The 23,264-nt window shown below is 66.8% G+C and carries 20 protein-coding genes, 1 tRNA gene and 2 pseudogenes; 8 read left to right on the forward strand and 15 right to left on the reverse strand.

Annotation, left to right across the window (positions count from 1 at the left end; all coding sequences use genetic code 11):
* Nucleotides 1-233: 233 nt before the first annotated feature.
* From ACVOME_RS13650 to ACVOME_RS13685, 8 genes are all read right to left on the reverse strand, one after another.
* A complete protein-coding gene (locus ACVOME_RS13650; RefSeq protein WP_053517042.1) occupies nt 234-1,604 on the reverse strand; it encodes a sensor histidine kinase in 1,371 nt (456 codons plus the stop codon).
* On the reverse strand, nt 1,567-2,244 hold the full coding sequence (locus ACVOME_RS13655) for a response regulator transcription factor (protein ID WP_053517044.1): 678 nt from the start codon (nt 2,242-2,244) through the stop codon (nt 1,567-1,569). Before ACVOME_RS13655 ends, ACVOME_RS13650 begins: the two co-directional genes overlap by 38 nt.
* Nucleotides 2,245-2,252: 8 nt before the next feature.
* Nucleotides 2,253-2,726 carry a hypothetical protein gene (locus ACVOME_RS13660; RefSeq protein WP_065175768.1) on the reverse strand — a complete coding sequence of 158 codons (474 nt, stop codon included), beginning with the start codon at nt 2,724-2,726 and terminating at the stop codon, nt 2,253-2,255.
* An 89-nt stretch (nt 2,727-2,815) separates the two neighbouring features.
* A complete protein-coding gene (locus ACVOME_RS13665; RefSeq protein WP_197600539.1) occupies nt 2,816-3,292 on the reverse strand; it encodes a hypothetical protein in 477 nt (158 codons plus the stop codon).
* A gap of 253 nt (nt 3,293-3,545) precedes the next feature.
* Nucleotides 3,546-4,424, reverse strand: a complete 879-nt coding sequence (rimK, locus tag ACVOME_RS13670; RefSeq protein WP_065181793.1) for a 30S ribosomal protein S6--L-glutamate ligase — start codon at nt 4,422-4,424, stop codon at nt 3,546-3,548.
* Between the two features lie 146 nt (nt 4,425-4,570).
* Complete coding sequence (locus ACVOME_RS13675) at nt 4,571-5,017, reverse strand: hypothetical protein (protein ID WP_262219124.1); 447 nt, start codon at nt 5,015-5,017, stop codon at nt 4,571-4,573.
* 217 nt (nt 5,018-5,234) lie between these two features.
* Nucleotides 5,235-5,308, reverse strand: a tRNA-Gly gene (locus ACVOME_RS13680).
* A 128-nt stretch (nt 5,309-5,436) separates the two neighbouring features.
* Entirely contained in the window at nt 5,437-7,272 is a 1,836-nt protein-coding gene (locus tag ACVOME_RS13685) for an autotransporter outer membrane beta-barrel domain-containing protein (protein ID WP_481505185.1), read from the reverse strand.
* Nucleotides 7,273-7,479: 207 nt separating this feature from the next.
* On the opposite strand from ACVOME_RS13685, the gene thiS reads away from it, so the two are divergent.
* From thiS to ACVOME_RS13705, 4 genes are all read left to right on the forward strand, one after another.
* The gene (gene thiS, locus ACVOME_RS13690; RefSeq protein ID WP_053517056.1) at nt 7,480-7,680 is read left to right on the forward strand and encodes a sulfur carrier protein ThiS; all 201 of its coding nucleotides are present in this window, start codon (nt 7,480-7,482) and stop codon (nt 7,678-7,680) included.
* A gap of 117 nt (nt 7,681-7,797) precedes the next feature.
* On the forward strand, nt 7,798-8,592 hold the full coding sequence (locus tag ACVOME_RS13695) for a thiazole synthase (RefSeq protein WP_053517058.1): 795 nt from the start codon (nt 7,798-7,800) through the stop codon (nt 8,590-8,592).
* The gene (gene trmB / locus ACVOME_RS13700; protein ID WP_053517060.1) at nt 8,592-9,326 is read left to right on the forward strand and encodes a tRNA (guanosine(46)-N7)-methyltransferase TrmB; all 735 of its coding nucleotides are present in this window, start codon (nt 8,592-8,594) and stop codon (nt 9,324-9,326) included. Before ACVOME_RS13695 ends, trmB begins: the two co-directional genes overlap by 1 nt.
* Before the next feature lie 27 nt (nt 9,327-9,353).
* Nucleotides 9,354-11,201 (forward strand): SLC13 family permease, encoded by a 1,848-nt coding sequence (locus ACVOME_RS13705; protein ID WP_053517063.1) that lies wholly within the window; start codon nt 9,354-9,356, stop codon nt 11,199-11,201.
* 125 nt (nt 11,202-11,326) lie between these two features.
* Here the strand turns inward: ACVOME_RS13705 and ACVOME_RS13710 are convergent, their stop codons facing one another.
* The gene (locus ACVOME_RS13710) at nt 11,327-11,662 is read right to left on the reverse strand and encodes a Rieske (2Fe-2S) protein (RefSeq protein WP_053517065.1); all 336 of its coding nucleotides are present in this window, start codon (nt 11,660-11,662) and stop codon (nt 11,327-11,329) included.
* 180 nt (nt 11,663-11,842) lie between these two features.
* On the opposite strand from ACVOME_RS13710, the gene ACVOME_RS13715 reads away from it, so the two are divergent.
* The 4 genes and pseudogenes from ACVOME_RS13715 to ACVOME_RS13730 all read left to right on the forward strand — a co-directional run.
* On the forward strand, nt 11,843-12,124 hold the full coding sequence (locus tag ACVOME_RS13715) for a hypothetical protein (RefSeq protein WP_128988456.1): 282 nt from the start codon (nt 11,843-11,845) through the stop codon (nt 12,122-12,124).
* Between the two features lie 78 nt (nt 12,125-12,202).
* Nucleotides 12,203-12,919 carry a fumarylacetoacetate hydrolase family protein gene (locus ACVOME_RS13720; RefSeq protein WP_065181655.1) on the forward strand — a complete coding sequence of 239 codons (717 nt, stop codon included), beginning with the start codon at nt 12,203-12,205 and terminating at the stop codon, nt 12,917-12,919.
* A gap of 52 nt (nt 12,920-12,971) precedes the next feature.
* A complete protein-coding gene (gene mscL, locus ACVOME_RS13725; protein WP_053517072.1) occupies nt 12,972-13,376 on the forward strand; it encodes a large-conductance mechanosensitive channel protein MscL in 405 nt (134 codons plus the stop codon).
* A gap of 178 nt (nt 13,377-13,554) precedes the next feature.
* Nucleotides 13,555-14,973: pseudogene (locus tag ACVOME_RS13730) on the forward strand (M28 family peptidase); the annotation flags it as partial.
* A gap of 102 nt (nt 14,974-15,075) precedes the next feature.
* Here ACVOME_RS13730 and ACVOME_RS13735 read toward each other — a convergent pair.
* From ACVOME_RS13735 to ACVOME_RS13760, 6 genes and pseudogenes are all read right to left on the reverse strand, one after another.
* A complete protein-coding gene (locus tag ACVOME_RS13735; protein WP_197625475.1) occupies nt 15,076-16,527 on the reverse strand; it encodes an amino acid carrier protein in 1,452 nt (483 codons plus the stop codon).
* Nucleotides 16,528-16,536: 9 nt separating this feature from the next.
* A complete protein-coding gene (locus ACVOME_RS13740) occupies nt 16,537-17,526 on the reverse strand; it encodes a hypothetical protein (RefSeq protein WP_481505186.1) in 990 nt (329 codons plus the stop codon).
* A 246-nt stretch (nt 17,527-17,772) separates the two neighbouring features.
* Nucleotides 17,773-18,609 carry a TrmH family RNA methyltransferase gene (locus tag ACVOME_RS13745; protein ID WP_481505187.1) on the reverse strand — a complete coding sequence of 279 codons (837 nt, stop codon included), beginning with the start codon at nt 18,607-18,609 and terminating at the stop codon, nt 17,773-17,775.
* On the reverse strand, nt 18,610-20,118 hold the full coding sequence (locus ACVOME_RS13750) for an alanine/glycine:cation symporter family protein (protein WP_065175761.1): 1,509 nt from the start codon (nt 20,116-20,118) through the stop codon (nt 18,610-18,612).
* 234 nt (nt 20,119-20,352) lie between these two features.
* Nucleotides 20,353-20,937, reverse strand: a complete 585-nt coding sequence (locus ACVOME_RS13755) for a GNAT family N-acetyltransferase (protein WP_197600542.1) — start codon at nt 20,935-20,937, stop codon at nt 20,353-20,355.
* Nucleotides 20,930-23,167, reverse strand: a pseudogene (locus ACVOME_RS13760) (efflux RND transporter permease subunit); the annotation flags it as partial. The pseudogene ACVOME_RS13760 and the gene ACVOME_RS13755, both read right to left, overlap by 8 nt.
* Nucleotides 23,168-23,264: the final 97 nt, after the last annotated feature.

Consider the following 23,264-nt stretch of genomic DNA (forward strand, 5'->3'; position numbering starts at 1 on the left):
TGCGCGGACTGGCATCTTGGCCATCTGCACGTCCGGCAATCAGGAGGTAAAAGCGTCAACTGCCTGATGACTACCCGGAACCGTGAGATCGGACACGCAGCGGAAGCGGCAGAGCGTGCGCGCGCCGGGTGTCTGGCCGTGCAGAACAGATGCGTTCATGCCGTTAGCGACAGCGACGCCCTGGAAGAGGCGTCCCTGCAGGGCCGGGCCCTGCTCCGCAGGCAAAGGATCTGCTACAGCGGCCTGGGCGAGAACGTCAGCGTTGCGATCACGCCCCGCTCGCCCCCGGGGCGCACGCTGACCTGCCAGCCGTACAGGTCGCAGAGGCGGCTGACGATCGACAGGCCGATGCCGCCGCCCTGCGAATGGCCCGCGTGCGTACCGCGGTAACCGCGCTGGAACAGCTTGGCCGCATCTTCCTCGCTCAGGCCCGGACCACTGTCGGTGACCGAGACCGAGTTGGCCCCTACGTGCACGCGGACTTCGCCATCCTGCGAGTACTTCACCGCGTTGCCGATGAGGTTGCCCAGGGCCACCGAAAGCGCGGCCTCGGGCGCGTCGATCACCAGGTTGCGCTCGCCCTCCAGCGCCAGTTCCAGGGGCTTGCCCCCCAGCTGCGCACGGTGCGCGTCCAGCAGCTGCTCGGCCACGCGGGCAACATTGCTGGTGCCCTGCCCCCGCTCGTTCCGGGACAGCAGCAGCAAAGCGCCGATCAGATCACTGCACTGCTGCTCGGCACGCTGGATGCGCTGCAGGCGCTGCAGCACCTTTTCATCCAGGCCGGGACGGGTCAGCAGCAGCTCGGTGGCGCCGCGGATCACCGCCAGCGGCGTGCGCAGTTCGTGGCTGACGTCCGCATTGAACTCACGGTCGCGCTGCACCACTTCGGTCAATCGCGAGGAGTAGTCGTCCAGCGCCTGGGCCAGCTGGCCCACTTCGTCGTCGGGGAAGCGCGGCGCCAACGGCTCAGGCTCGCTGGTGCCACCCCGGTAGGCGCGCAGGCGGGCCGCCAGGTCCGATACCGGCTTCATCACCTTCGAGGCCGACCACCAGCCCAGCACCAGCGACAGCAGGCTGAATACCAGCACCGACAGCACCAGCGCACGGTTGAGCTGCTTGCTGCCGCGCATGCTGTCGGTCATGTCATAGGCCAGGAAGAACCACGCATCGTCGGCTTTGCGCACGGCAAGCTTGTAGGCGTACGGCTGCCCCTGTTCGTCGGTCCCGCTGAGGTTGTAGTTGCCGGTCTGCAGGTCAGCCCATTGCGGCCAGGACTCACGCGCCTTGTCGAACTTGTCCGCCGAATAGGCATACGCGCGGATCTGCTGTACCGGCACGGCCGGATTGCGTCCGGGGTGCTCGTAGAAGCGACGGGCGTATTCTTCAATGTTGTGGTTGATCACATCCTCGACCAGCTGGTTCTCCACCCGAATCCGGGCCCAGTTGGTGGCGAACGCGAACAGTGTTGTCAGGCAGAAGCCCAACAACACGAATGACACGATGATTCGACTGCGCAGGCGGCGCCGATACGGCGTGCGCCGGCGCTCCCCCTTGGTTGCCACGGGATCAGCTTTCCGGGGTGGCGATGCGGTATCCGATGCCATGGCGGGTCTGGATCAGCGGCACTTCGAACGGCTTGTCGACCACGGCACGCAGACCGTGGATATGGACGCGCAGCGAATCCGAGTCGGGCAGCTCCTCGCCCCACACGCGGGTTTCCAGTTCCTGGCGGGTGACCACGGCCGGCGCCGCTTCCATCAGCGCCTGCAGGATTTTCAGTGCGGTCGGGTTGAGCTGCAGCAGCTTGCCCTGGCGGCGCACTTCCAGCGTGTCCAGGTTGTACTCCAGGTCGCCGGTTTCCAGCACGCGGGTCTGCACCCCCTTGCCACGTCGGGACAGCGCGTTCAAACGCACTTCCACTTCCTGCAGCGCGAACGGCTTGATCAGGTAGTCGTCCGCACCGGAATCAAAACCCGCCAGCTTGTTGTCCAGCGAGTCACGAGCGGTCAGCATCAGCACCGGGGTCTGCTTGCGCGCTTCGTTGCGAAGCTTGCGGCAGACCTCGATTCCGTCCATTCCCGGCAGGTTGAGATCCAGCACGATCGCGTCGAACTCGTGCACTACGGCCAGATGCAGTCCGGTCACGCCATCGGCGGCGAAGTCCACGGTGTGGCCCCGGTCCTCGAGGTAGTCGCCCAGATTGGCCGCAATGTCGCTGTTGTCTTCGATTACCAGGATTCTCACTGTCACCTCTAGTTGACGAATTTTCCGACGCGCTGGGCCTGGCCCATATCACGCTGTGCCTTGTCCTTCTGCCGGGCGCGCTCGGCGACAGTCATGCACTGCGTCGTGTGCCGGTTCGAACCCGTGGCTTTCTCACGTTGGCATATTAGACGACTATCTTCACGTGACTGTGTCAAAACCGTGTTCACGACCTGCTGGTCGTTGATGACATCGGTTCGTACCCGTTCAGGCATCAGATCCCGGTTCGGGTACTGCTCCACGGCAGCGCGCAGGCGCACCAGCGCTTCGCGGACCCGGCTACGGTCGGCCATCGTCAGCTCGCTGTAGGTCTCGCCGTCGTTGAGTTCGACTTCGATGCGCTCGAGCTGCTGCTGCAGCGGCTTGCCGGAGGCAAAGACCTCGCCGCCCTGCTTGGATGCGGAGGCGGTGGCGGCCAGGGCCAATCCGGAGAACAGGAGCGCAGGCAAAAGGAGGGACTTCATGGCAAACGGATCCTTGTCTGAGTTGAGAGCCGACTGTATTCGCACCACCTTCACGCCAGCAAGTGCCACGCGTGGGGGCGGCGGACGGCCTAGCGGTTGCTGGCAGGGTTGAGATTGTTGAACGTGCGCTGGTCATTGATCAGCGCCTTGCCCTTTTCTTCGATGCGGCGACGTTCGGCGACAGTGAGGCAACGGCCCTTGGGCATGTTGCTGCCGGTGGTGCGCTGGTAGGTGCAGACCTGGCGGCTGTCGTCGTGCGCGCGGGCGAGCAGCTGGTTGACCCGCTCCTGGTCGTTGAACACCTGCGCCTGTACCTGCGGCGGCAGCTCATCGACCCGCTGCCGGTCCCCCATGCGCTGGGTGATGCGGGCCAGCGCCTGCTGGATCTGGCTGCGGTCATCGGCGCTCAGTTCGGCGTACTCCGGCGCCTGCAGCGCCTTCTCGACCTGTTGGATCTGGCCGGCAACCGGAGCCTGGCGATCCATCTGCAGGGCGCTCTTCTCTGTCTTGGCGACAGCAGCGCCCGACAGGCACAGCAACAACGCGATCATCGTGATGCGGTACATCGCCTACCTCCCGGTCCATCGGAACGAAGGCCCAACTCTACGAGCGCCCCTGGGTCGCCACAAGTGGCGCGTGGCCTACGGACGCGCATAAAAAAGGCCCAGGCGGTGCACCCGCCTGGGCCTGAAGTCGTATCCCGATACCGATCCTGCTGAGAGGCAGAGCTGCGGTTCGCTGAAGCCTACGCCCGCACCGATTAAAGGCATGTTAAAGCAGCGTCTCGCCACCCGAAGAGAATCTCAACTTACTGAAAAATCAGGATTTTTTCAGCTTCTCGACGTGCTCGATGATGCGCATGGCCACGTCCACCCCGCAGGCTGCCTCGATGCCTTCCAGGCCCGGGGTCGAGTTGACCTCCAGCACCAGCGGGCCCCGCTGCGAGCGGATCAGGTCGACGCCGCAGACCGACAACCCCAGTGCCTTGGCCGAGCGCACCGCGACCTGCTGTTCGGCGCGGCTGGCCTTGGCCGCCACGGCGGTGCCGCCGGCGTGCAGGTTGGAGCGGAAGTCGCCTTCGGGTGCCTGCCGCTGCATCGAGGCCACCACCTGGTCGCCGACCACGAAACAGCGCAGATCGGCCCCCTTGGCCTCACCGATGAACTCCTGCATGAGGAAGTTGGCATACAGGCCACGCAGCGCCTCGACGATCCCGCGCGAGGCACTGGCCTTTTCGGTCAGGATCACGCCGCGCCCCTGCGTTCCTTCGTTGAGCTTCACCACATGCGGCGGCGGCCCCAGCATCGACAGCAGATCGACGGTGTCATCGGGGTTGTCGCCGAACACCGTGACCGGCATGTCGATGCCTTTGGCCGCCAGCAGCTGATGCGCGCGCAGCTTGTCGCGCGAGCGCAGGATCGCGTCGGACGGATTGGGCGTACGCGCGCCCATCAGCTCGAACTGGCGCAGGACCGCAGTGCCATATCGCGTGATCGACGCACCGATGCGCGGAATGACCATGTCCACACCGGTCATCGGCCGCCCTTTGTAGTGCATCGAGAATCCGTCGGCAGCGATGCGCATGTAGCAGCGCAGCGGATCGAGGATGCGCACCGTGTGGCCGCGCGCACGCCCCGCTTCGACCAGCCGGCGGGTGGAATACAGGGAGCTGTTGCGGGACAGGATGGCGAGCTTCATCGCGGCGGGATCGATCGGCAGGCGCGCAGCATAGCGCGGCCGTGTGGCGGGCGGATGATGCCTCGCGGTTGCCGGGACAGGGGGCCACGGCCCAGCCAGCCGCAGCCCCCCCCCCCCGTTTGCGGGGGGGGGGGGGCTGCCGCGTGCTATCGGCCCGTATTGATCCGTGCAACGACCTCCCGCACTCTCTTGGTGTAGGCCCCCACAAGCTGCCTGGACTGCTCCGGCGTGACGGCCTTGCCGACGTGGCCAGGCTGTGCGGCATAGTCCCGCTGGAAATCGCACATTTCCACGGATACCGCGCTGCTGACGTCGTCCTGCGCAACAGAGGGCGCACCGGTACTGCCATCCGCATTGACGTTGATCATGAACGCGCGGTCGCCCGTGTAGCCGCCGAAGCTGTTCTTCGCGTTGACCATCCCGCAGACAATCGTACCGTCGAACATCGCAAACGCCTGACGGATGACGATCTTTGCCGAGTCAGGATCCTTCAGCGCCCGACGGACCCCCGCCTCCGCTATGGCCCGATCAGCCTCGACCTTCTGCTTTCTTGCATCTTCTTCGGTCGGCGTGCACGCCGCCGCAATACCCATCAACGCAACCGCAAGAATCCGATTCCGCATTCCCCCCCCTGCCACTGGCTTGAATGTTGCCGCACTTTACCGGCTTATCGCCCCGCCAGACCATCGGCAAGCACGGGAAGCGCCCACGCTTCACCGACTCACAGAGCCGGCAGGCACAGAAAGATGCAAAAGGGGAAACATCCAGGTTCGCGGCCGATCCGGAAAACACACGCATCGTTGCGGAAGATGGAGCGGGCGAAGGGAATCGAACCCTCGTCAGTAGCTTGGGAAGCTACAGCTCTACCATTGAGCTACGCCCGCGTCGCGTGGTGAAAGTCTATGCGGTCGGGCCGGTGTTGCGCAATGGTGGCCACCGCATGCGCCGGGCATGGCCCGACGCTGCCATGCAGCCTTCCCAGGCCCTTGCGGGGCCTGGGAAGGTGCGTTCGTCAGAAACTGCCGCTGAAGCTGGCAAACAGCGTCGCGTCACGTGCACGCTTCTGCGCGGTGGAGGTGCTCAGGCCGATGTTGCTCTGCAGCCCGAACAGCTCCGTGCGGGCGCCCAGCACCACGGTGGCGTAGTCCTTGTCGAACTTCAGGCCCGGCACGCGGTAGCTGCCCAGCTCCGGCAGGGACTGCAGCCAGGCGCTGGCCTGCTTGGTGTCTTCGAACTCGTGGTCGTAGGTGGCCTGCACGTAGGGCTTGAAGGTGCCGCCATCGAAGCGCGCCTGCCAGCCGATGCGACCGACAGTGGAGTCCAGCTCCTGGTTGTTGTAACCCAGCGCAGTGGCCAGCGTGCCGGCGTCGGCGCTCTCGGTATAGCCGTCGATCTTCACCTTCTGCCAGATCACGGCAGCCACCGGACCGTGGCGGAAGCCGCCCTCGGTGCCGAACTCGTACCCCGCATTGATGGCGGCGGTGAGATTGCTGCCATCTGCCGAACCGCCATGCTCACGGGTGGCCGGACCCAGCTGCACCTTGCGGGTCACGTCGTAGTCGAGCCAGCTGTAGCTGACCTGCCCGTTGACCCAGGCACGCTCGCCGTACCAGCCAGCGAACAGGCCCAGCGTGGTGTCGGACTGGGTGTAATCGCCGCGGCTGTTGCCGAAATCGGCATCCATGCGTCCATATCCACCGAAGCCGCCAAAGACCATGCCGTCACGCGACCAGTCGACACCGAACAGGCCGGCCGGCGCCAGGCCGTCGTAGAGATCGGCGTGGTCATAACGCTGCATGTCGCCGCGCACACCGCCCCACCACGACAGGCCGTCAGCCGGACGACCGCCCAGATGCATGCCGACCTGGTCGGCGCGCGAACGGCCGATGGTCTGCGCCGAATGGCTGAGCACCTGCTGCAGGCGCGGGCCTTCCAGCACGGATACCGCGTACTGGCCCAGCAGTGCATGGCCTGCCGTGGTCGGATGCACGCCGTCGGCGAACAGGTAGGTCTTCGCGGCATCCGGGCTGACGTAGGACGTCGGGTTGCAGCCGATGATGCTCTGCGTCGAATTGGCCGGGTCGATGGTGCAGGCCGTGCTGGTGACGTTGGTGAAACCGTACATGGCCGGATTGGCGGCCACTTCACTGAGCACCGTGAAGGTATCCAGCGGGATGAATTCGATGCCCGCCTGCTTCAGCCCGCCATACAGGGCGTTGTTGTAGCCGGCCGACAGCGCGGTGGCGGCGGCGGCATTGGGGCCACGGAAGGACGGCGTCAGGCCGACGTTGGGCAGGTTCGGCACCAGCACATACTGGGCGCCCGCCTGCTTCAGCGCCCCGACCAGGGCGATCTGGTCGGTGACGGCCGCGCCGATGATGGCCTGCGCCTGTGTCGGCGCCGTAGCGGCCGCGAACAGGTCGTTGGCACCGCCCCAGACAGTGTACAGCGCGTTGGCATCGGCTTTGCCGCCATTTGCGGCCAGGTAGCGGGTGAGTTGCGTCTTCAGCGACGGAATGGGCCCCAGGGCACCAGTGACCTCCACCGACACGCGCGCACCGCCGACGGCGTAGTTGTCGCCGTTCTGGCCGTTGCCGTTGGGCGTACCGTTCAGGCCGTAGTAGTTGGCGACCTGCTGCGACCAGACCCAGCCCGGATTGGTGGTGAACTGACCGGTGACCGGCTGTGTTGCCGGGGGCAGCAGCGGCCGGAAATAGCCCGCGTCGGTCAGGCTGTCGCCGAAGAACACCGCGTGCGAGTAAGGGGATTCGCCTGCCATGGCCGGAACCGCGGCCAGTGCGATCGCGGCCGCCATCAGGGAGCGGATCGGGCGTTTGCTGAGCAGCATGTAAAGAACTCCTGTGGGGACGTCATTGAGGATCCGGCGTGCGTACGCCGGCGCACGGTGAATGGTTTCACCGCACCGACGATTGCTCACGCTGCGCCGCCGCATGAATTGCCGAGCAGCCCGCCAATCGCAGGCTGCGCCGATGCGGGCGCCGTGCGGAGGAACGGATGGTTTCCGTCCTGACGGGCCATACGCGACAATGCCGCCATGAACATCCAGCTCAACGGCGAACCCCGCACCCTGCACGCTTCGGCAACCCTTCATGACCTGCTCGAGGCCGAGCAGCTGCTGCAGCGCCGGGTGGCGGTCGAGGTCAATGGCGAGATCGTCAGCCGCAGCCGCCATGGCGAGCACCGCCTTGCCGAAGGTGACGTAGTGGAGATCGTGCACGCCCTGGGTGGGGGTTGAGGCACGACGCCCACGCTGCGCGCTCGCCGGGCATGGCCCGGCGCTGCCCCTGCGCCTGCCTCCCGGCGGCATCGAAGTGACGACCCCATCTTCAGGCGGATAAGCGATAATCGCGCCATGAACGTTCATGTCTCCCCCGATTCGCTGGTGATCGCCGGCAAGACCTACGGCTCGCGGCTGCTCACCGGCACCGGCAAGTTCAAGGATCTGGAAGAAACCCGCCTGGCCACCGAGGCCGCTGGCGCCCAGATCGTCACCGTGGCCATCCGCCGCACCAACATCGGGCAGAACCCCGGCGAGCCGAACCTGCTGGACGTGCTGCCGCCGGAGCGCTTCACCATCCTGCCCAACACCGCCGGCTGCTACACCGCCGAAGACGCGGTGCGCACGTGCCGCCTGGCCCGTGAACTGCTGGACGGCCACAACCTGACCAAGCTGGAAGTGCTGGGCGACCAGAAGACCCTGTACCCGGACGTGATGCAGACCCTCAAGGCCGCCGAACAGCTGGTCAAGGATGGCTTCGAGGTCATGGTCTACACCTCCGACGACCCGATCCTGGCCAAGCGCCTGGAAGAGATCGGCTGCGCTGCGGTGATGCCGCTGGCCGCGCCGATCGGTTCGGGCCTGGGCATCCAGAACAAGTACAACCTGCTGCAGATCATCGAAGACGCCCGGGTGCCGATCATCGTCGATGCCGGCGTCGGTACGGCATCGGATGCGGCGATCGCGATGGAGCTGGGCTGCGATGGCGTGCTCATGAACACGGCCATTGCCGGCGCGCGCAGCCCGGTGCTGATGGCCAGCGCGATGCGCAAGGCGGTCGAAGCCGGCCGTGAGGCGTTCCTGGCCGGGCGCATCCCGCGCAAGCGCTACGCCAGCGCGTCGTCGCCGGTGGATGGGTTGATCGGCTGATGACCAATCCTTTCGACAGCGCTGGGTCCAAGGCCCCGCCCAAGCCGTTCACCGTCAGCGAGGGGCGCCGCGAGGTGCGCAGTTTCGTGCTGCGCCAGGGCCGCTTCACGCCTGCCCAGCAGCGCGCGTTCGACGAACGCTGGCCGCGCTTCGGCCTGGATTACAGCGGCCAGCCGCGCGACCTGGACGCCACCTTCGGTCGCCCGGCGCACAAGGTGCTGGAGATCGGCTTCGGCAACGGCGCTGCACTGCGCTTTGCTGCCCAGCATGACCCGTCGCGCGACTACATCGGCATCGAAGTGCACGCGCCCGGTGTCGGCCGCCTTCTGAACGCCCTGGCCGACGACAACGCCGACCACGTGCGCCTGTACCACCATGACGCGGTGGAAGTACTGCAGAACGAGATCGCCGATGGCGCGCTCGATGAAGTGCGCATCTACTTCCCGGACCCGTGGCACAAGAAGCGCCACAACAAGCGCCGCCTGCTGCAGCCGGCCTTCGCAGAGCTGCTGGTGCGCAAGCTGCGTGCGGGCGGCCGCCTGCACTGCGCCACCGACTGGGAAGACTACGCCGAACAGATGTGGGACGTGCTCGATGCGACCGCCGGCCTGGTCAACCGGGCCGGTCCGCGGGGCAGCGTGCCGCGCCCGGAATGGCGGCCGCAGACCCACTTCGAGACCCGCGGCCAGAAGCTCGGCCATGGCGTCTGGGACCTGTTGTACGACCGCACCTGACGATCGCCCGAGGACGCCGCGCCCCACATGGATACCGCGCTGACGCTGACCAACGACATGAAGCTCGTACTCGGGCTGGTCGGCTTCACGATGGCGATGTTCCTGTTCGAGCGGATCCGCGCCGACGTCGTCGCGCTGGTGGTGCTGGTGGTACTGGGTGTGACCGGCCTGATCGCCCCGGAGGAAATCTTCGGCGGCTTCTCCGGCAACGCGGTGATGAGCATCATCGCCACCACCATCCTCGGTGCGGGCCTTGACCGCACCGGCGCACTGAACCGGCTCGCGGCCTGGCTGCTGCGACGCGGACATGGCATCGAGCAGCGCCTGCTGATGATGACCACGGCCATCGCCGGCCTGAACTCGTCCTTCATGCAGAACCCGTCGGTGATGGCGCTGTACCTGCCGGTCGCCTCGCGGTTGGCGGCACGTACCGGGCTGACCATGCAGCGGCTGCTGCTGCCGATCTCGGCGGCGATCGTGATGGGCGGTGCGCTGACCATGGTCGGCAACTCGCCGCTGATCCTGCTGAACGACCTGCTGGCCTCGGCCAACAACAACCTGCCCTCCGGCCTGGCCAGCATCGAGCCGCTGCGCATGTTCGCGCCGCTGCCGATCGGCGTGGCGCTGCTGATCGCCTCGCTGCTGTACTTCCGCTATTACGGCGACCGCAAGCTGATCGAGGAAGAGACCCTGGTCAACGATGGGGTCACCCCGGCCCGTACCGAGAGCTACTTCGCCAAGACCTACGGCATCGAAGGCGATGTGTTCGAACTGGTGGTCACCGCCGAAAGCCCGCTGGTCGGCATGACCCTGGGCGAGGCCGAGAGCCTGCATGACGCGCCGCTGCTGCTGGCGCTGAAGACCGGCAACGATACGCGGCTGGCGCCACCGGCGGAAATGCGCATCTGGGTGGGCAGTGTGCTGGGCGCGATGGGTCCGCGCGAGCAGATCGGCGATTTCGCCCAGAACCAGTTCCTGCGCATGTCCTCGCGGCTGAAGCACCTGGGCGACCTGTTCAATCCCAGCCGCGCCGGCATTTCCGAGGCGGTGGTGCCGCCGACCTCGAACGTGATCGGCAAGAGTGCGGCCGACCTGCGCCTGCGCAAGGAGCGCGGCATCAGCCTGCTGGCGATCAACCGCGACAAACAGGTGATCCGCGAGGACGTGCGCGACGTGCAGCTGCGCGCTGGCGACATGCTGGTCTTCCACAGCATCTGGACCGACCTGGCGCAGGCCGCCAAGAGCCGTGACTTCGTGGTGGTCACCGACTACCCGACCGGCGAACAGCGCCCGCACAAGTTCAAGATCGCCATGGCGATCTTCGCGCTGACGATCCTGATCGCGCTGACCAGCAAGCTTCCGGTAGCGCTGACCCTGATGACCGGCGTGGCCGGCATGCTGCTGACGGGCGTGCTGCGGATGGACGAGGCCTATGCCTCGATCAACTGGAAAACCGTGTTCATGATGGCCGGACTGATCCCGCTCGGCTGGGCAATGGACTCCAGCGGCGCGGCGGCCTGGGTCGCCGGCCATACCATCGACAAGCTCCCCACCGGCATACCGGTGTGGGTGCTGGAACTGGCCCTGGCGCTGCTGACAACGGTGTTCTCGCTGGTGATCAGCCATGTCGGCGCAACCATCGTGATGGTGCCCATCGCGGTGAATCTGGCGCTGGCGGCGGGTGGCAACCCCACCGCGTTCGCACTGATCGTGGCGCTGTCGGCCTCCAACAATCTGATGACGGCCTCCAATCCGGTCATCTCGATGATCACCGGCCCGGCCAACTACACCCCGCGCGAGATGTGGCGGGTCGGCGGACCGTTGTCGCTGATCTACACCTGTGTGGTGGTGCTGATGATCAACCTGATGTTCTGAGGGTCGGGTTCATCGGCAGGGCTGCGCCCTGCACCCGCAGAAGCAACGTCAACACCAACGCCAAAGGCAGGCACTCCGCCTTCGACAGATCGGTAGCGTCGAGCCATGCTCGACTGCATCTGGCCTCAGGCCAGGTAGACCTGCCCATCACGCACGTCCACCGGCACCGCGCGCAGGCGGTCGCCCTTGCAGGGGCCGGCGATGCAGTCACCGCTGTCCAGCGCGAACGAGGCGCCGTGGGCGGCGCAGACCAGATGCCCCTCGCGGCTCTTCAGGAACTGCCCCGGCGCCCAGTCCAGGCGACGGCCGGCATGCGGGCAGATGTTCAGGAAGGCGCGCACCTGTGCGCCGTCGCGATACAGCAGCAACGACTCGGCATCGCCCTCGACCACTGCTTCGACCTCGGCAAACGCACCATCGGCAATGGCATCAAGGGCGATCAGGGCAACAGCGGCAGTCATGGCGAAGGCTCGGACAGTAAAGAAGCATTGTCGCATGCCTGCTCAGGTGACTGGCTGCAGGATGAACACAAGTCATTGATTCGTAATAAGCACAGGCTATATTTAACGAGTTTTTCACTCAATGACAGTGCGGGCTCCCGATACTCTGGTTTCGCTGATTTCCCAGCCTATCGAGCCGCCATGTTCAATCGCGATTCCGCCTTCAACCAGTTCCGCACCCTGTTCGCGCCGCGCAAGCCGCGTCACCCGCTGGTGCGCGTTGCCGTGGGCCTGCTCGGCCTGGCGATCCTGGCCGCGATGGTGTTCATCGGCGTGTTCGTCGGTGCGGCGATGATCCTGGTCGGCCTGGCGTGGAAGCTGCTGGCCTCGCGCAAGGCGGGTGCAGCCCGACCGGCCGACCCGACCGTGGTCGAGGGCGAGTACCGGGTGGTGCGCAAGCCGGTGCTGCCGGCCTCGCGCTGAGCCCTGCCGGCCGGCGTGCCCGCTGACGGCGGGCGCCATGCGTTCTAGACTGCGGGCATTCCCTTCCTGGATGCCCGCATGTCCGACGTTTCCGATGTGATCCCTGCACCTGCCACGCCGCGTGTTCCGGTGGTGGGCGGTGGCAGCTTCCCCGTGCACCGCGTCTACTGCGTGGGTCGCAACTTTGCCGACCATGCGCGCGAAATGGGAGCCGCGGTGCCGGCGGCCGACGACCGCGGCCGGCCGATGTTCTTCAGCAAGCCTGCCGATGCGCTGGTGGTCGGCCATGACGATGCCATCCCCTATCCGCCCGCGACGGCCAACCTGCATCACGAAGTGGAGCTGGTGGTGGCCATCGGCCGTGATGCCCCGGCCGGCGAGCTTCCCGTGGCCGATGCCGAAGCGCTGGTGTACGGCTATGCCGTCGGCCTGGACCTGACCCGCCGCGATCTGCAGGCGGCCGCCAAGGAGAAGGGCCATCCCTGGGATGCCGCCAAGGGCTTTGATGCCTCCGCACCGATCAGCGAGATCGTGCATGCCGGCGAAGTGGGCGATCTTGCGGCGCTGAACCTGTCGCTGGAAGTCAACGGCGAAGTGCGCCAGCAGGCCCTGCTGGACCAGATGATCTGGAACGTGCCGGAAATCCTGCACGAGTTGTCCAAGCTGTGGCAGCTGCGCGCCGGTGACCTGGTGTTCATGGGCACGCCGTCCGGAGTGGCCGCACTGAAGCCGGGCGACCGTTTCAGCGCGCGCCTGGAAAACGTGGCCGAGCGCCACGGCGTGATCGCCGGCTGACACCACCTGCGCTACTCTGCGCGCTGTCCACATCCCCCACAGGAGAAAACACATGGGAGTGCTCACCGAATTCAAGGAATTCGCGATGCGCGGCAACGTCATCGACCTCGCCGTCGGCGTGGTGATCGGCGCCGCCTTCGGCAAGATCGTCACTGCACTGGTCGAGAAGATCATCATGCCGCCGCTGGGCCTGCTGATCGGCAAGGTGGACTTCTCGCAGCTGGCGTGGACGCTGTCGCCGGCACGCATCGGGCCGGACGGCAAGGAGATTCCGGCGGTGGTGATCGGCTACGGTGACTTCATCAACACCCTGATCCAGTTCGTGATCGTGGCGTTCGCCATTTTCCTGGTGATCAAGGTCATCAACCGTCTGTCGCGCAAGAAGGAAGCCGCTCCCGCCGCCCCGGCCGAGGAAGTGGTGCTGCTGCGCGAGATCCGCGACAGCCTGAAGAAATAAGGCGTAGCGCCGGGCCGTACCCGGCGAGGCTGCCGCATGTGAAAGCCCCGCTCCGGCGGGGCTTTCGCTTTGCCGGACGTGGCGGAAAACAGCGTTCGCTCCGGACATGACCTCCCGCCCATGCGCGCGTCTGAACGACTGTTAAGCTCCAAGGCTTGGTCCCTTCCCGGAGTTGTCCATGCGTCGCCGCGTCCTTGCCATCGCATCCTCCCTTGCCCTGCTGGCCGCCCCGGCCTTCGCGGCACCGCGCGCCACCACCCTGCCCCCGGCGTCGCTGGCCACGGCCGCGCAGCTGCGCGATCAGGCCCTGGCCGATGACACCGGCTGGAAGGTGGTCGAGTCGCTGACCACCGAAATCGGTCCACGCATCGCCGGCAGCGAAGCCGACGCGCGTGCGGTCGCCTGGGCCGAAGCCAAGTTCAAGGCCCTGGGTTTCGACAAGGTCTGGAAAGAACCGGTGACCTTCCCGAAGTGGGAGCGCCGCAGCGAACACGCCGCCGTGACCGGCAGGAACCCGCAGCCGCTGCAGATCACCGCACTGGGTGGCAGCCCGGGCGGTACCGTTGAAGCAGAGGTCGTGCGCTTCGCCGACCTGGCCGCGCTGCAGGCTGCGCCCGCCGGTTCATTGAAGGGCAAGATCGCCTTCGTCGATTACCAGATGCTGCCGTTCCGCGATGGCCGCGACTACGGCCGTGGTGGCGCGATCCGCAGCAAGGGACCGTCCGAAGCGATCCGCAAGGGCGCCGTCGGCTTCCTGATGCGCTCGGCCGGCACCGATTCGCATCGCGTACCGCACACCGGCATCACCCGATTCGATGACGGCCTGACCCCGGTACCGTCCGCGGCCCTGTCGGTGCCCGATGCCGACCAGCTGGCACGCCTGCTGGCACGTGGCAGCACCACGGTGAAGGTCGCGCTGGACTGCGGCTGGGACGGTACGGCGACCTCCTACAACGTGATCGGCGAGATCACTGGCCGCACCCTGCCCAAGGAAGTCGTGGTGATCGGTGGCCATCTGGATTCGTGGGATCTGGGCACCGGTGCCGTCGATGACGGCGCGGGCGTCGGCATCACCATGGCCGCGGGGCATCTGATCGGCCAGCTCAAGCAGGCCCCCAAGCGCACGATCCGGGTGATCGCGTTCGCCAACGAAGAGCAGGGGCTGTACGGCGGCAAGGCTTACGCCGAAGCACATGCAAAGGACGTGGCGCTGCACCAGCTGGCTGCCGAGAGCGATTTCGGTGCCGGCCGCATCTATGCGTTCAATACCGGCTCGCCAAACCCGGAAGGCTCGCGCGAAGCGACCCGGCAGATCGCCGAGGTGATGAAGCCGCTGGGCATCGAGTACGCAGCCGACAAGGGCGGCCCGGGTCCGGATATCGGTCCGCTGGCGGCCAAGGGTGGCGCCTGGGCGTGGCTGGCACAGGATGGTTCGGACTACTTCCACCTGCACCACACCGCCGACGACACGCTGGACAAGATCGACCCGAAGGCGCTGGCGCAGAATGTGGCGGCGTACACCGTATTTGCCTATCTGGCCGCAGAGGCTGACGGCAACTTCGGCAGTGAAGCCAAAGCGACCACACCGCCGAACGAGTGGGGGAGTCGCGCCGGGCCATGCCCGGCGAGCGCAGCGGGAAAGGAGGTGCGGACCAAGGTCCGCACCCACCAGGCTGGGTCACCCCATCTGCCCGGACAGTTACCGTTCCCACGCGCAGGTGTTGCGAACACCAAGCCGGTGCGGATCGAACAGGGGATCCGTCCCCAAGCGACGGTGGTGCTCGTAATCGCGCAGCGCAGCCAGCGCCGGCCTCTGCAGCAGCAGGATGGCGAGGATGTTCAACCAGCTCATCAGGCCCACGCCGATATCCCCCAGCGACCAGGCGACCGTGGCACTGTTCAGCGCCGAGTAGCCGGTGGCCAGCAGGAACAGCAGCTGGAACCCGCCCATCACCCACGGCATCGGGCGGTCCCGGCACAGGTAACTGATGTTGGTCTCGGCCATGTAGTACAGCGCCAGGATGGTGGTGAACGCAAAGGGCAGGATGGCCAACGCCACGAATGAACGGCCGAAGCCCGGCAGTGCCGATTCCACCGCGTGCTGCACGAAACGCGGTCCGGCCTCGACGCCCGGCAGATTGCCCAGCAGCAGGCGCGCATCATCTGGAATGCCGTTCACCGCCGGGTCGTAGACGTTGTACAGGCCGGTAGACAGAATGAGGAAGGCGGTCGCACTGCACACCACCATCGTGTCGATATAGACCGAGAACGACTGCACCAGGCCCTGCTTGACCGGATGGGAGACCTCCGCTGCGGCCGCCGGGTGCGCACCACTGCCCATGCCGGCTTCGTTGGACAGCACGCCGCGGCGCACGCCCCACTGGATCGCCGTGCCGATCATGGCGCCGAACGCTGCATCCATGCCGAAGGCACTGCGCAGCACCAGCGCTGCGACCTCCGGCACTTTGTCCGCGTTGAGCACCATTACCATCGCGGCCACCAGCAGATAGGCGATGGCCATCAGCGGCACCAGCCACTGGGCGACACCGGCGATGCGGCGTACACCGCCAACAAGGATGGCACCCAGTGCAACCAGCAGTGCGCCGGTGGTGAACACGACCGGTACGTCCCAGGCTTCATTCACCGCGCTGGTGATCGCATTGGACTGCGTACCCGCCAGCATCGCGCCGGCCAGCACGGCGACCAGTGCAAACAGCACCGCATACCAGCGCTGGCCCAGTCCCTTCTCGATGTAGTAGGCCGGGCCACCCCGATACTGGCCACCGGCATCGCGATCCTTGTAGATCTGCGCCAGCGTCGATTCGATGAAGGCGCTGGACGCCCCCAGGAAAGCGACAACCCACATCCACAGGATCGCACCGGGACCACCGAAGGCGATGGCCATCGCCACACCGGCGATATTGCCAACGCCCACCCGGCTGGACAGCGACAGGGACAACGCCTGGAACGGGGACACCCCTGCATCGGACCGCTCATGGCGGAACACCAGGCGCAGCATGTCAGGCAGCGCGCGCAGCTGGATGAAGCGGGTGCGCACGCTGAAGTACAGGCCGGCGAGCAGGCACAGCACCACCAGGTAAGGGCTCCACACCACGCCGAGAAGGGCATTGACGATCGATTCGACGTTCATCGCGCCCCCTCAGAAGGACATGCCCAGGGCGACCTGGGGGCTGATGAGGCGGGCGGCATTGCGGCCGGCCACCGTGACCTCCACGCCGGCGATCAGGCCAAGCGAGGGACTGAAGTGGTACTGCAACGCGGGGGCGAAAGTCAGCGTACGGCTGGCCGGGCGCCATTCGTCGACGCGCGCGATGGCGCCTTCCGCGCCGGGAGCGAAGCCGCTGAGGCGTTGCCGGGTCTCGCGGCTGGCCGCCACTTCCATCACCGCCACCCAGCGGGGGTTGACGCTGTATTCGGCGCCGATCGACAGGCCCAGTACCGAACCGCGCGCGATGTGGCCCTGGAAGCCCGCGGCGGTACCGTACACGCTGGCACCGGTGAGGGCCGTGCGGGAAGGCGCCGGACCCGCGCTGAGCTGGGCACGCCAGCGCAGTGGCCGCTCGTTGCCCAGCCACACCACCTGCTGCACGCCCAGCGCGGCGACGGTACGCTGCACGCCGTCACCCTGCGCGTCGAGCGGATTGCCGGTGATGCGGTCATGGCTGCCCGTGCTGAAACGCTGCACGAGCGCCACTGAAACCGCGGGCCGGGTGCCATCCGCATTGGCCGCCTGCAGCAGATACTGCAGGCGCGCAGTGGTGTCACCCGCGCGGAAACCCCGGCTGTGCGCGGCACCGGATTCGGCGCGCGACGCGCTCAGGTTGACCTGGCCGGTGATCCGCTCGCCCAATCCATAGGCGATGGGCACCACCACCGTCCAGCCGCCACTGCGTTCGCCACTGCGCTGGCGCTGGCCACGGTCATCGAAGTGATCGCGGCTGTCGACACGTACCAGATAGGGTTCGATGTAGCCGTGCCCCTTCGGCATGCCGGCCGGATTCGGGGTGATCAGCGGACCCGTGAAATTGACGCATTCCAGACTGCGTGCGCCGGCATACACATCGACCGACGCAAGCAGGCTTGACAGCGAGAGGAGCACGCCGAGGGCGCAACGATGACGACCATGCATGTGGAACACCTTGCCTGACAGGAATGGAACTCCAACCTGCGTCGAGCAAGAGGGCGCAACAATGAGGCAAGTTTCAAAAGCATGCTTGATCGGAAAAATCAGGCTGTACGCAACGCAAGACGACGTTATCCGCCTTAAGCTGCCTTGACGCTGCACAACGTCCGCGGTGGTCCCGCCGGCACATCGCGCAAAAGAAACCCGGCCACGGGGGCCGGGTCCTGGCAGCCGATGGCGGCGATCGGTCCGTCAGCCGTCGCGACGGCTCGCCCACTGCGCCAGCAGCACTGCGGTGGCCGAGGCCACATTGAGGCTCTCCACCGCGCCACTGCCGGGAATGGAGACCTGCAGGTCACATTCACCGGCCAGGTCGCGGTCCATCCCCTCGCCTTCGGCGCCCATGACGTAGACCAGACGCGCCGGCAGCGACGTGCGGAATACATCGTCACCGCCATCGACGAGTGTGGCCGCCAGACCGAAGCCGGCATCGCGCAGCTGGGCCATCGCCTGCGGGGTCGCAGGCAGCTGCACCAGCGGCACGGCTTCGGCACCGCCTTCGGCCACGCGGGCAGCCGCACCGGACAGCGCCAGCGTGCTGCCGGCCGGCAACAGCAGCGCCTTCGCGCCGAAGTGCGCCGCCGAACGCAGGATCGCGCCGAGGTTGTGCGGATTGCCTACGCCATCCAGCCACAGCGCCAGTGACGGGCCTTCGCCGATCTGCTGCAGCCACTGCGCCAGCGGCACGGTCGGCGCACGCAGCACGTCGGCCACCACGCCTTCGTGGTGGGTGGTGCCGGCCAGCTTGTTCAGATCGCCCTCCTCGACCACGCGGTAACCCACGCGGTTGGCCACGCACCACTTCAACAGCGGCTGCAGGCGCGGAATCCGGGCCTCCAGCAGATACAGCTTGCGCAGTGCCTGCGGCCGCGCTGCGAACGCGGCCAGCACGGCATTCAGGCCGTACAGGCGCAGCTCATCGCTGCCTCCGCGTCCACCGCCGTCCGTTGCCGGCAGGTCCGTGCGCGGCAACGGTGTGGCGCGCGGCGGACGAGCGGACGGGCGGCGGTTGTTCCAGGGGTTGTTCACTTACACGTTCTCCTGCTTGCGCTGGCGCCAGAAATCGGCGTTCCGGATGCCCAGTGCATCGGGATCGAACGTCGGATCCAGGCCCAGCTTCTTCTGTCGTTCGTAATCGCGCAGCGCCAGCATGGCGGGCTTCTGGATGATGAAGATGGCGATGATGTTCAGCCAGGCCATCAGGCCCACGCCGATGTCACCCAGGCCCCAGGCCAGGGTCGCGTTGTGGAACGCACCGAACACCACCATGGCGATGATGCCCAGGCGCAGACACAACACGGTCAGCGGACGGTGCTTGTTGTGGTTCACATAGCTGAGATTGGTCTCGGCCATGTAGTAGTACGCCATGATGGTGGTGAAGGCGAAGAAGAAGATCGCCAGCGAGACGAACGACGCGCCCCAGCCCGGCAGCACGGCTTCAACGCCGGCCTGCGCATAGCCCGCCCCTTCCGGAATGCCGGCCAGGCCCTGGAACACCGGAGCCGCGCCTTCCACCGGCGAGTACACGTTGTAGGTGCCGCTGGCCAGGATCAGGAACGCGGTGGCGGTGCACACCATCATGGTGTCGAAGTAGATCGCGAACGCCTGCACGTAGCCCTGCTTGGCCGGATGCGAGACTTCCGACGCCGCTGCCGCGTGCGGGCCGGAGCCCTGTCCCGCTTCGTTGGCGTAGATGCCGCGCTTGACGCCCCATTCGATCGCCAGGCCCATCATCGCGCCGAACGCCGCATGGGTGCCGAACGCGCTGTTGAAGATGATGCCGAACATCTCCGGCACCTGGTCGGCATTGAGGATCATGATGACGATGGCCATCAGGATGAAGGCCGCCGCCATGAACGGCACCACGATCTCGGCGAAGGTGGCGATGCGCTTGACGCCGCCGAAGATCACCACGCCCAGCAGCAGCGCGACCACGATGCCGATGCCGAGCTTGAGCGCGGCAACCGATTCCATGCCGAAGGCCTGGCCATCCAGCGGACCGCACAGCGCACCGCCACGGCAGGCATTGATGATGCTGTCGGCGATGGCATTGGCCTGCACCCCCGGCATCAGGAAGCCGGCGGCGATGATCGTGGCGATGGCGAAGGCCATGGCATACCACTTCAGGCCCATCGCCTTTTCAATGTAGTAGGCCGGGCCACCACGGTAGCGGCCTTCGGCATCCTTGGTCTTGTAGATCTGCGCCAGGGTGCATTCCACATATGAGGTGGATGCACCGAGGAAGCCCATCACCCACATCCAGAAGATCGCACCGGGGCCACCGAAGGCGATGGCCGTGGCCACGCCGGCGATGTTGCCGATACCCATGCGCCCGGCCATGGACATGGCCAGTGCCTGGAACGAAGAAACGCCGGCGTCGGACTTTTCGCCCTTGACGGTGAGGCGGCACATTTCCACGAAGCCGCGGATCTGCATGAAGCGGGTGCGGACGCTGAAATAAAGGCCGGCTGCCAGACACACGAAGATCAGTGCCTTGCTCCAGATGATGCTGTTGACGAAATGTACGGTAGCTTCCACGCGCGCTCTCTCCAGTCGGCGGGGTGAATGGACGTCCCGTCGGCTGGAAGGGACCGGTCGATTCTCCCTGATCGAAGGTCGCTGCGATAGCGCCGGAAGGCATCCGCCGGGGGGGGGCCGCCCCCGGCCCAGGCGCCCCCCGGGGGGGGGGCGGGCCGCCCGCCGGCCGGGGGGGGCCGCCCCCCCGCGCCCGCGCGCCCGCGGGGGGGGCGGCGGCCCCCCCCCCGGCTCCGTTCAGGGCAGCTCGGTGCGCACCCGCGCGAACCGGCGCAGGTCATGCAGGGTGCCGCGCTTGTAGATAGCGCAGCGCTCCACGCCCTCTTCCTGGAAACCGTTCTTTTCCAGCACCCGGGCCGAGCCCAGATTGAAGTCCACCACGGTGGCCTGAAGCCTGAACAGGCGCAGTTCGTCCATCACCCACGGCGCGAAGACGCCCACCACGCGGGTCATGATGCCCCGCCCCCAGTACGCCCGGCCAAGCCAGTAGCCCAGCTCGGCGGTATGCCCACGCTCGGCCACGCCCGGCTGGGCACCGATGCTGCCGCAGGCCTGGCCGTCGATCTCGATGGCCAGTGCCAGGGTGCCCGGGGTCAACACGCGACCGGCAAGGAACGCCTCACCGTCCTCACGTGTGTAGGGATAGGGGAAGCGGTCGCGCAGACCCCGTGACACCTCGGCATCGTTGGCATGACGCAGCAGCGATTCGAGGTCGCCGCCGCGCCATGGACGCAGCTGGAAACCGTCGCCGCGCAGCACTGGGGTCGGGGCCCTTTCCTGCGGGGAAAGGGATCCGCCCCCGTCGGCGCGACGGTCAGGCATGCCCGCCCACCGAGGGCGACGCTGCTTCCTGCTTTTCCAGCTCGCGCTTCACTGCTTCCGGCGAGCGGGTGTACGGGGCCAGCCGTGCGTAGAACGCCGGCACCACGAACAGCGACAGGAAGGTGGACAGGGTGACGCCGAAGATGATCACGATACCGATCGTGCCACGGCTCGCCGAACCCGGTCCACCGGCCACCACCAGCGGAATCGCGCCGACCACGGTGGCGATGGAGGTCATCAGGATCGGACGCAGGCGCACCATCGATGATTCGATGATGGCCTCGCGCACGCTGCGGCCGTCGTCACGCAGCTGGTTGGCGAACTCGACGATCAGGATGCCGTTCTTCGCCGCCAGGCCGACCAGCATCACGATGCCGATCTGGCTGAACAGGTTCACTGTGCCCCCGCTCAACCACAGGCCGACCAGCGCACCGAGCACGCCCAGCGGTACCGTCAGCATGATCGTCAGCGGATGGATGAAGCTCTCGAACTGTGCGGCCAGCACCAGGTACACCACCAGCAGGGCCATGGCGAAGGTCAGCAGGACCGCACCGCCGGCGCTCTGGTACTCGCGCGACTCGCCCTTCCAGTTCACCTGCGCGTACTGCGGCAGCTCCTCGCGCGCGACGTTCTGTGCCCAGGCAATGGCCTCGCCCAACGGGTAGCCCGGCGCAAGGCCTGCGCTGATGGTGATCGAGCGCAGGCGGTTGAAGCGGTTCAAGGTGCCTGCCTCGGCAACCTCGCTCAGGGTGACCAGGTTCGACAAGGGCACCAGCTCACCGGAGGTGGCACGCACGCGGATCGCGGCCAGATCGGCCGGCGTGGCGCGTCCGTCGCGGCCCGCCTGGACCAGCACGTCGTACTCTTCGCCGTTGTCGACGAAGGTGGTGACGCGACGCGAGCCCATCATCGTTTCCAGCGCCGAGCCGATTGCGGTGACCGGCACGCCCAGGTCGGCCGCGCGCTGGCGGTCGATGTTCACCCGCATCTGCGGGCGGGTTTCCTTGTAGTCCGAGTCGGGGCCGACCAGGCCGGGATTGTCGGCCATGCGCAGCAGGATGCGGTCGCGCCACTGCGCGATCTCGGCGTACTCCGGGCCTCCCAGCACGATCTGGAAGGGCTGGCCGCCGCTGCGGACCAGGCCACCGCCGACCTGCGTGCGCACGCGCACGCCCTGGATGGTGTCCAGCTCCTTCTGCAGCTCATTGGCGACCTCCGGGGTGCCTTCGCTGCGCTGGCGCCACGGCTGCAGGAAGATGCTCACCCGGCCGGTGTGCATTTCCTCGCTTGCGCCCCAGCCACCGGGCACGCGCGGGTTGGCGCGCACGATCGGCTTGTCCGCTCCGACGTGGGGCGCCAGCATCGCTTCGACCTGCTGCACCTGCTGCACGGTGTAGTCGTAGCCTGCGCCTTCCGGGCCGTCGATCATGATCTGGAACGAGCCACGGTCTTCGGCTGGCGCCAGTTCCGAGGGCAGCACCTTGATCAGCAGCCAGCTGGCAGCCAATGCCGCCGCCATCACCAGCAGGTAGATCCAGGTGCGATCGACGTGGCGCTGCAGGATGCGGCCATAGGCGCCGGCCAGCCGCTCCAGGTTGCGGTTGACGAAGCCATGCAGGCCACGCGGCGCCTGCCCGGTATGCGGCTTGAGCAGTTTGGAGGCCATCATCGGTGTCAGCGTCAACGCCACGAACGCGGACAGCGCCACGGCCGCGGCCAGCGCCACCGCCAGCTCTCGGAACAGGCGTCCGGTGTTGCCCTCGAGGAAACCGACCGGCAGGAACACCGCCACCAGCACCGCGGTGGTCGCGATCACCGCGAAGGCCACCTGCGTGGTACCGCGCTTGGACGCCACCAGCGGCGGCTCACCCAGATCGATCCGGCGCTGCACGTTCTCCACCACCACGATCGCATCGTCGACCACCAGGCCGATGCACAGCACCAGCGCAAGCAATGTCAGCAGGTTGATCGAGAAATCGAACGCGTACAGTGCGATGAATGCGGCCACCAGGCACACCGGTACCGTCACGGCCGGAATCAGCGCTGCGCGGAAGCTGCCGAGGAACAGCCAGATCACCGCCAGCACCAGGATCATCGCCTCCACCAATGTGGCATAGACGCGATCGACGGCCGCTTCGATGAAGGTGGTGTTGTCGAAGGCAACGAAGATCTGCGTGCCCTTGGGCAGCGTCAACGCGACCCGCTCGGCTTCGGCGCGCGCGGGGGGCGCGGCGGGCACCGCGTTTGGGGGGGGGGGGGTTTCGGGTGCCCCGCCCCTGGCCCGCGCGGCCTTTGTTCGGGGTTATGCGCGGCGCGAGGGCGGCCCC

Source organism: Stenotrophomonas sp. STEN008 (assembly GCF_056760435.1).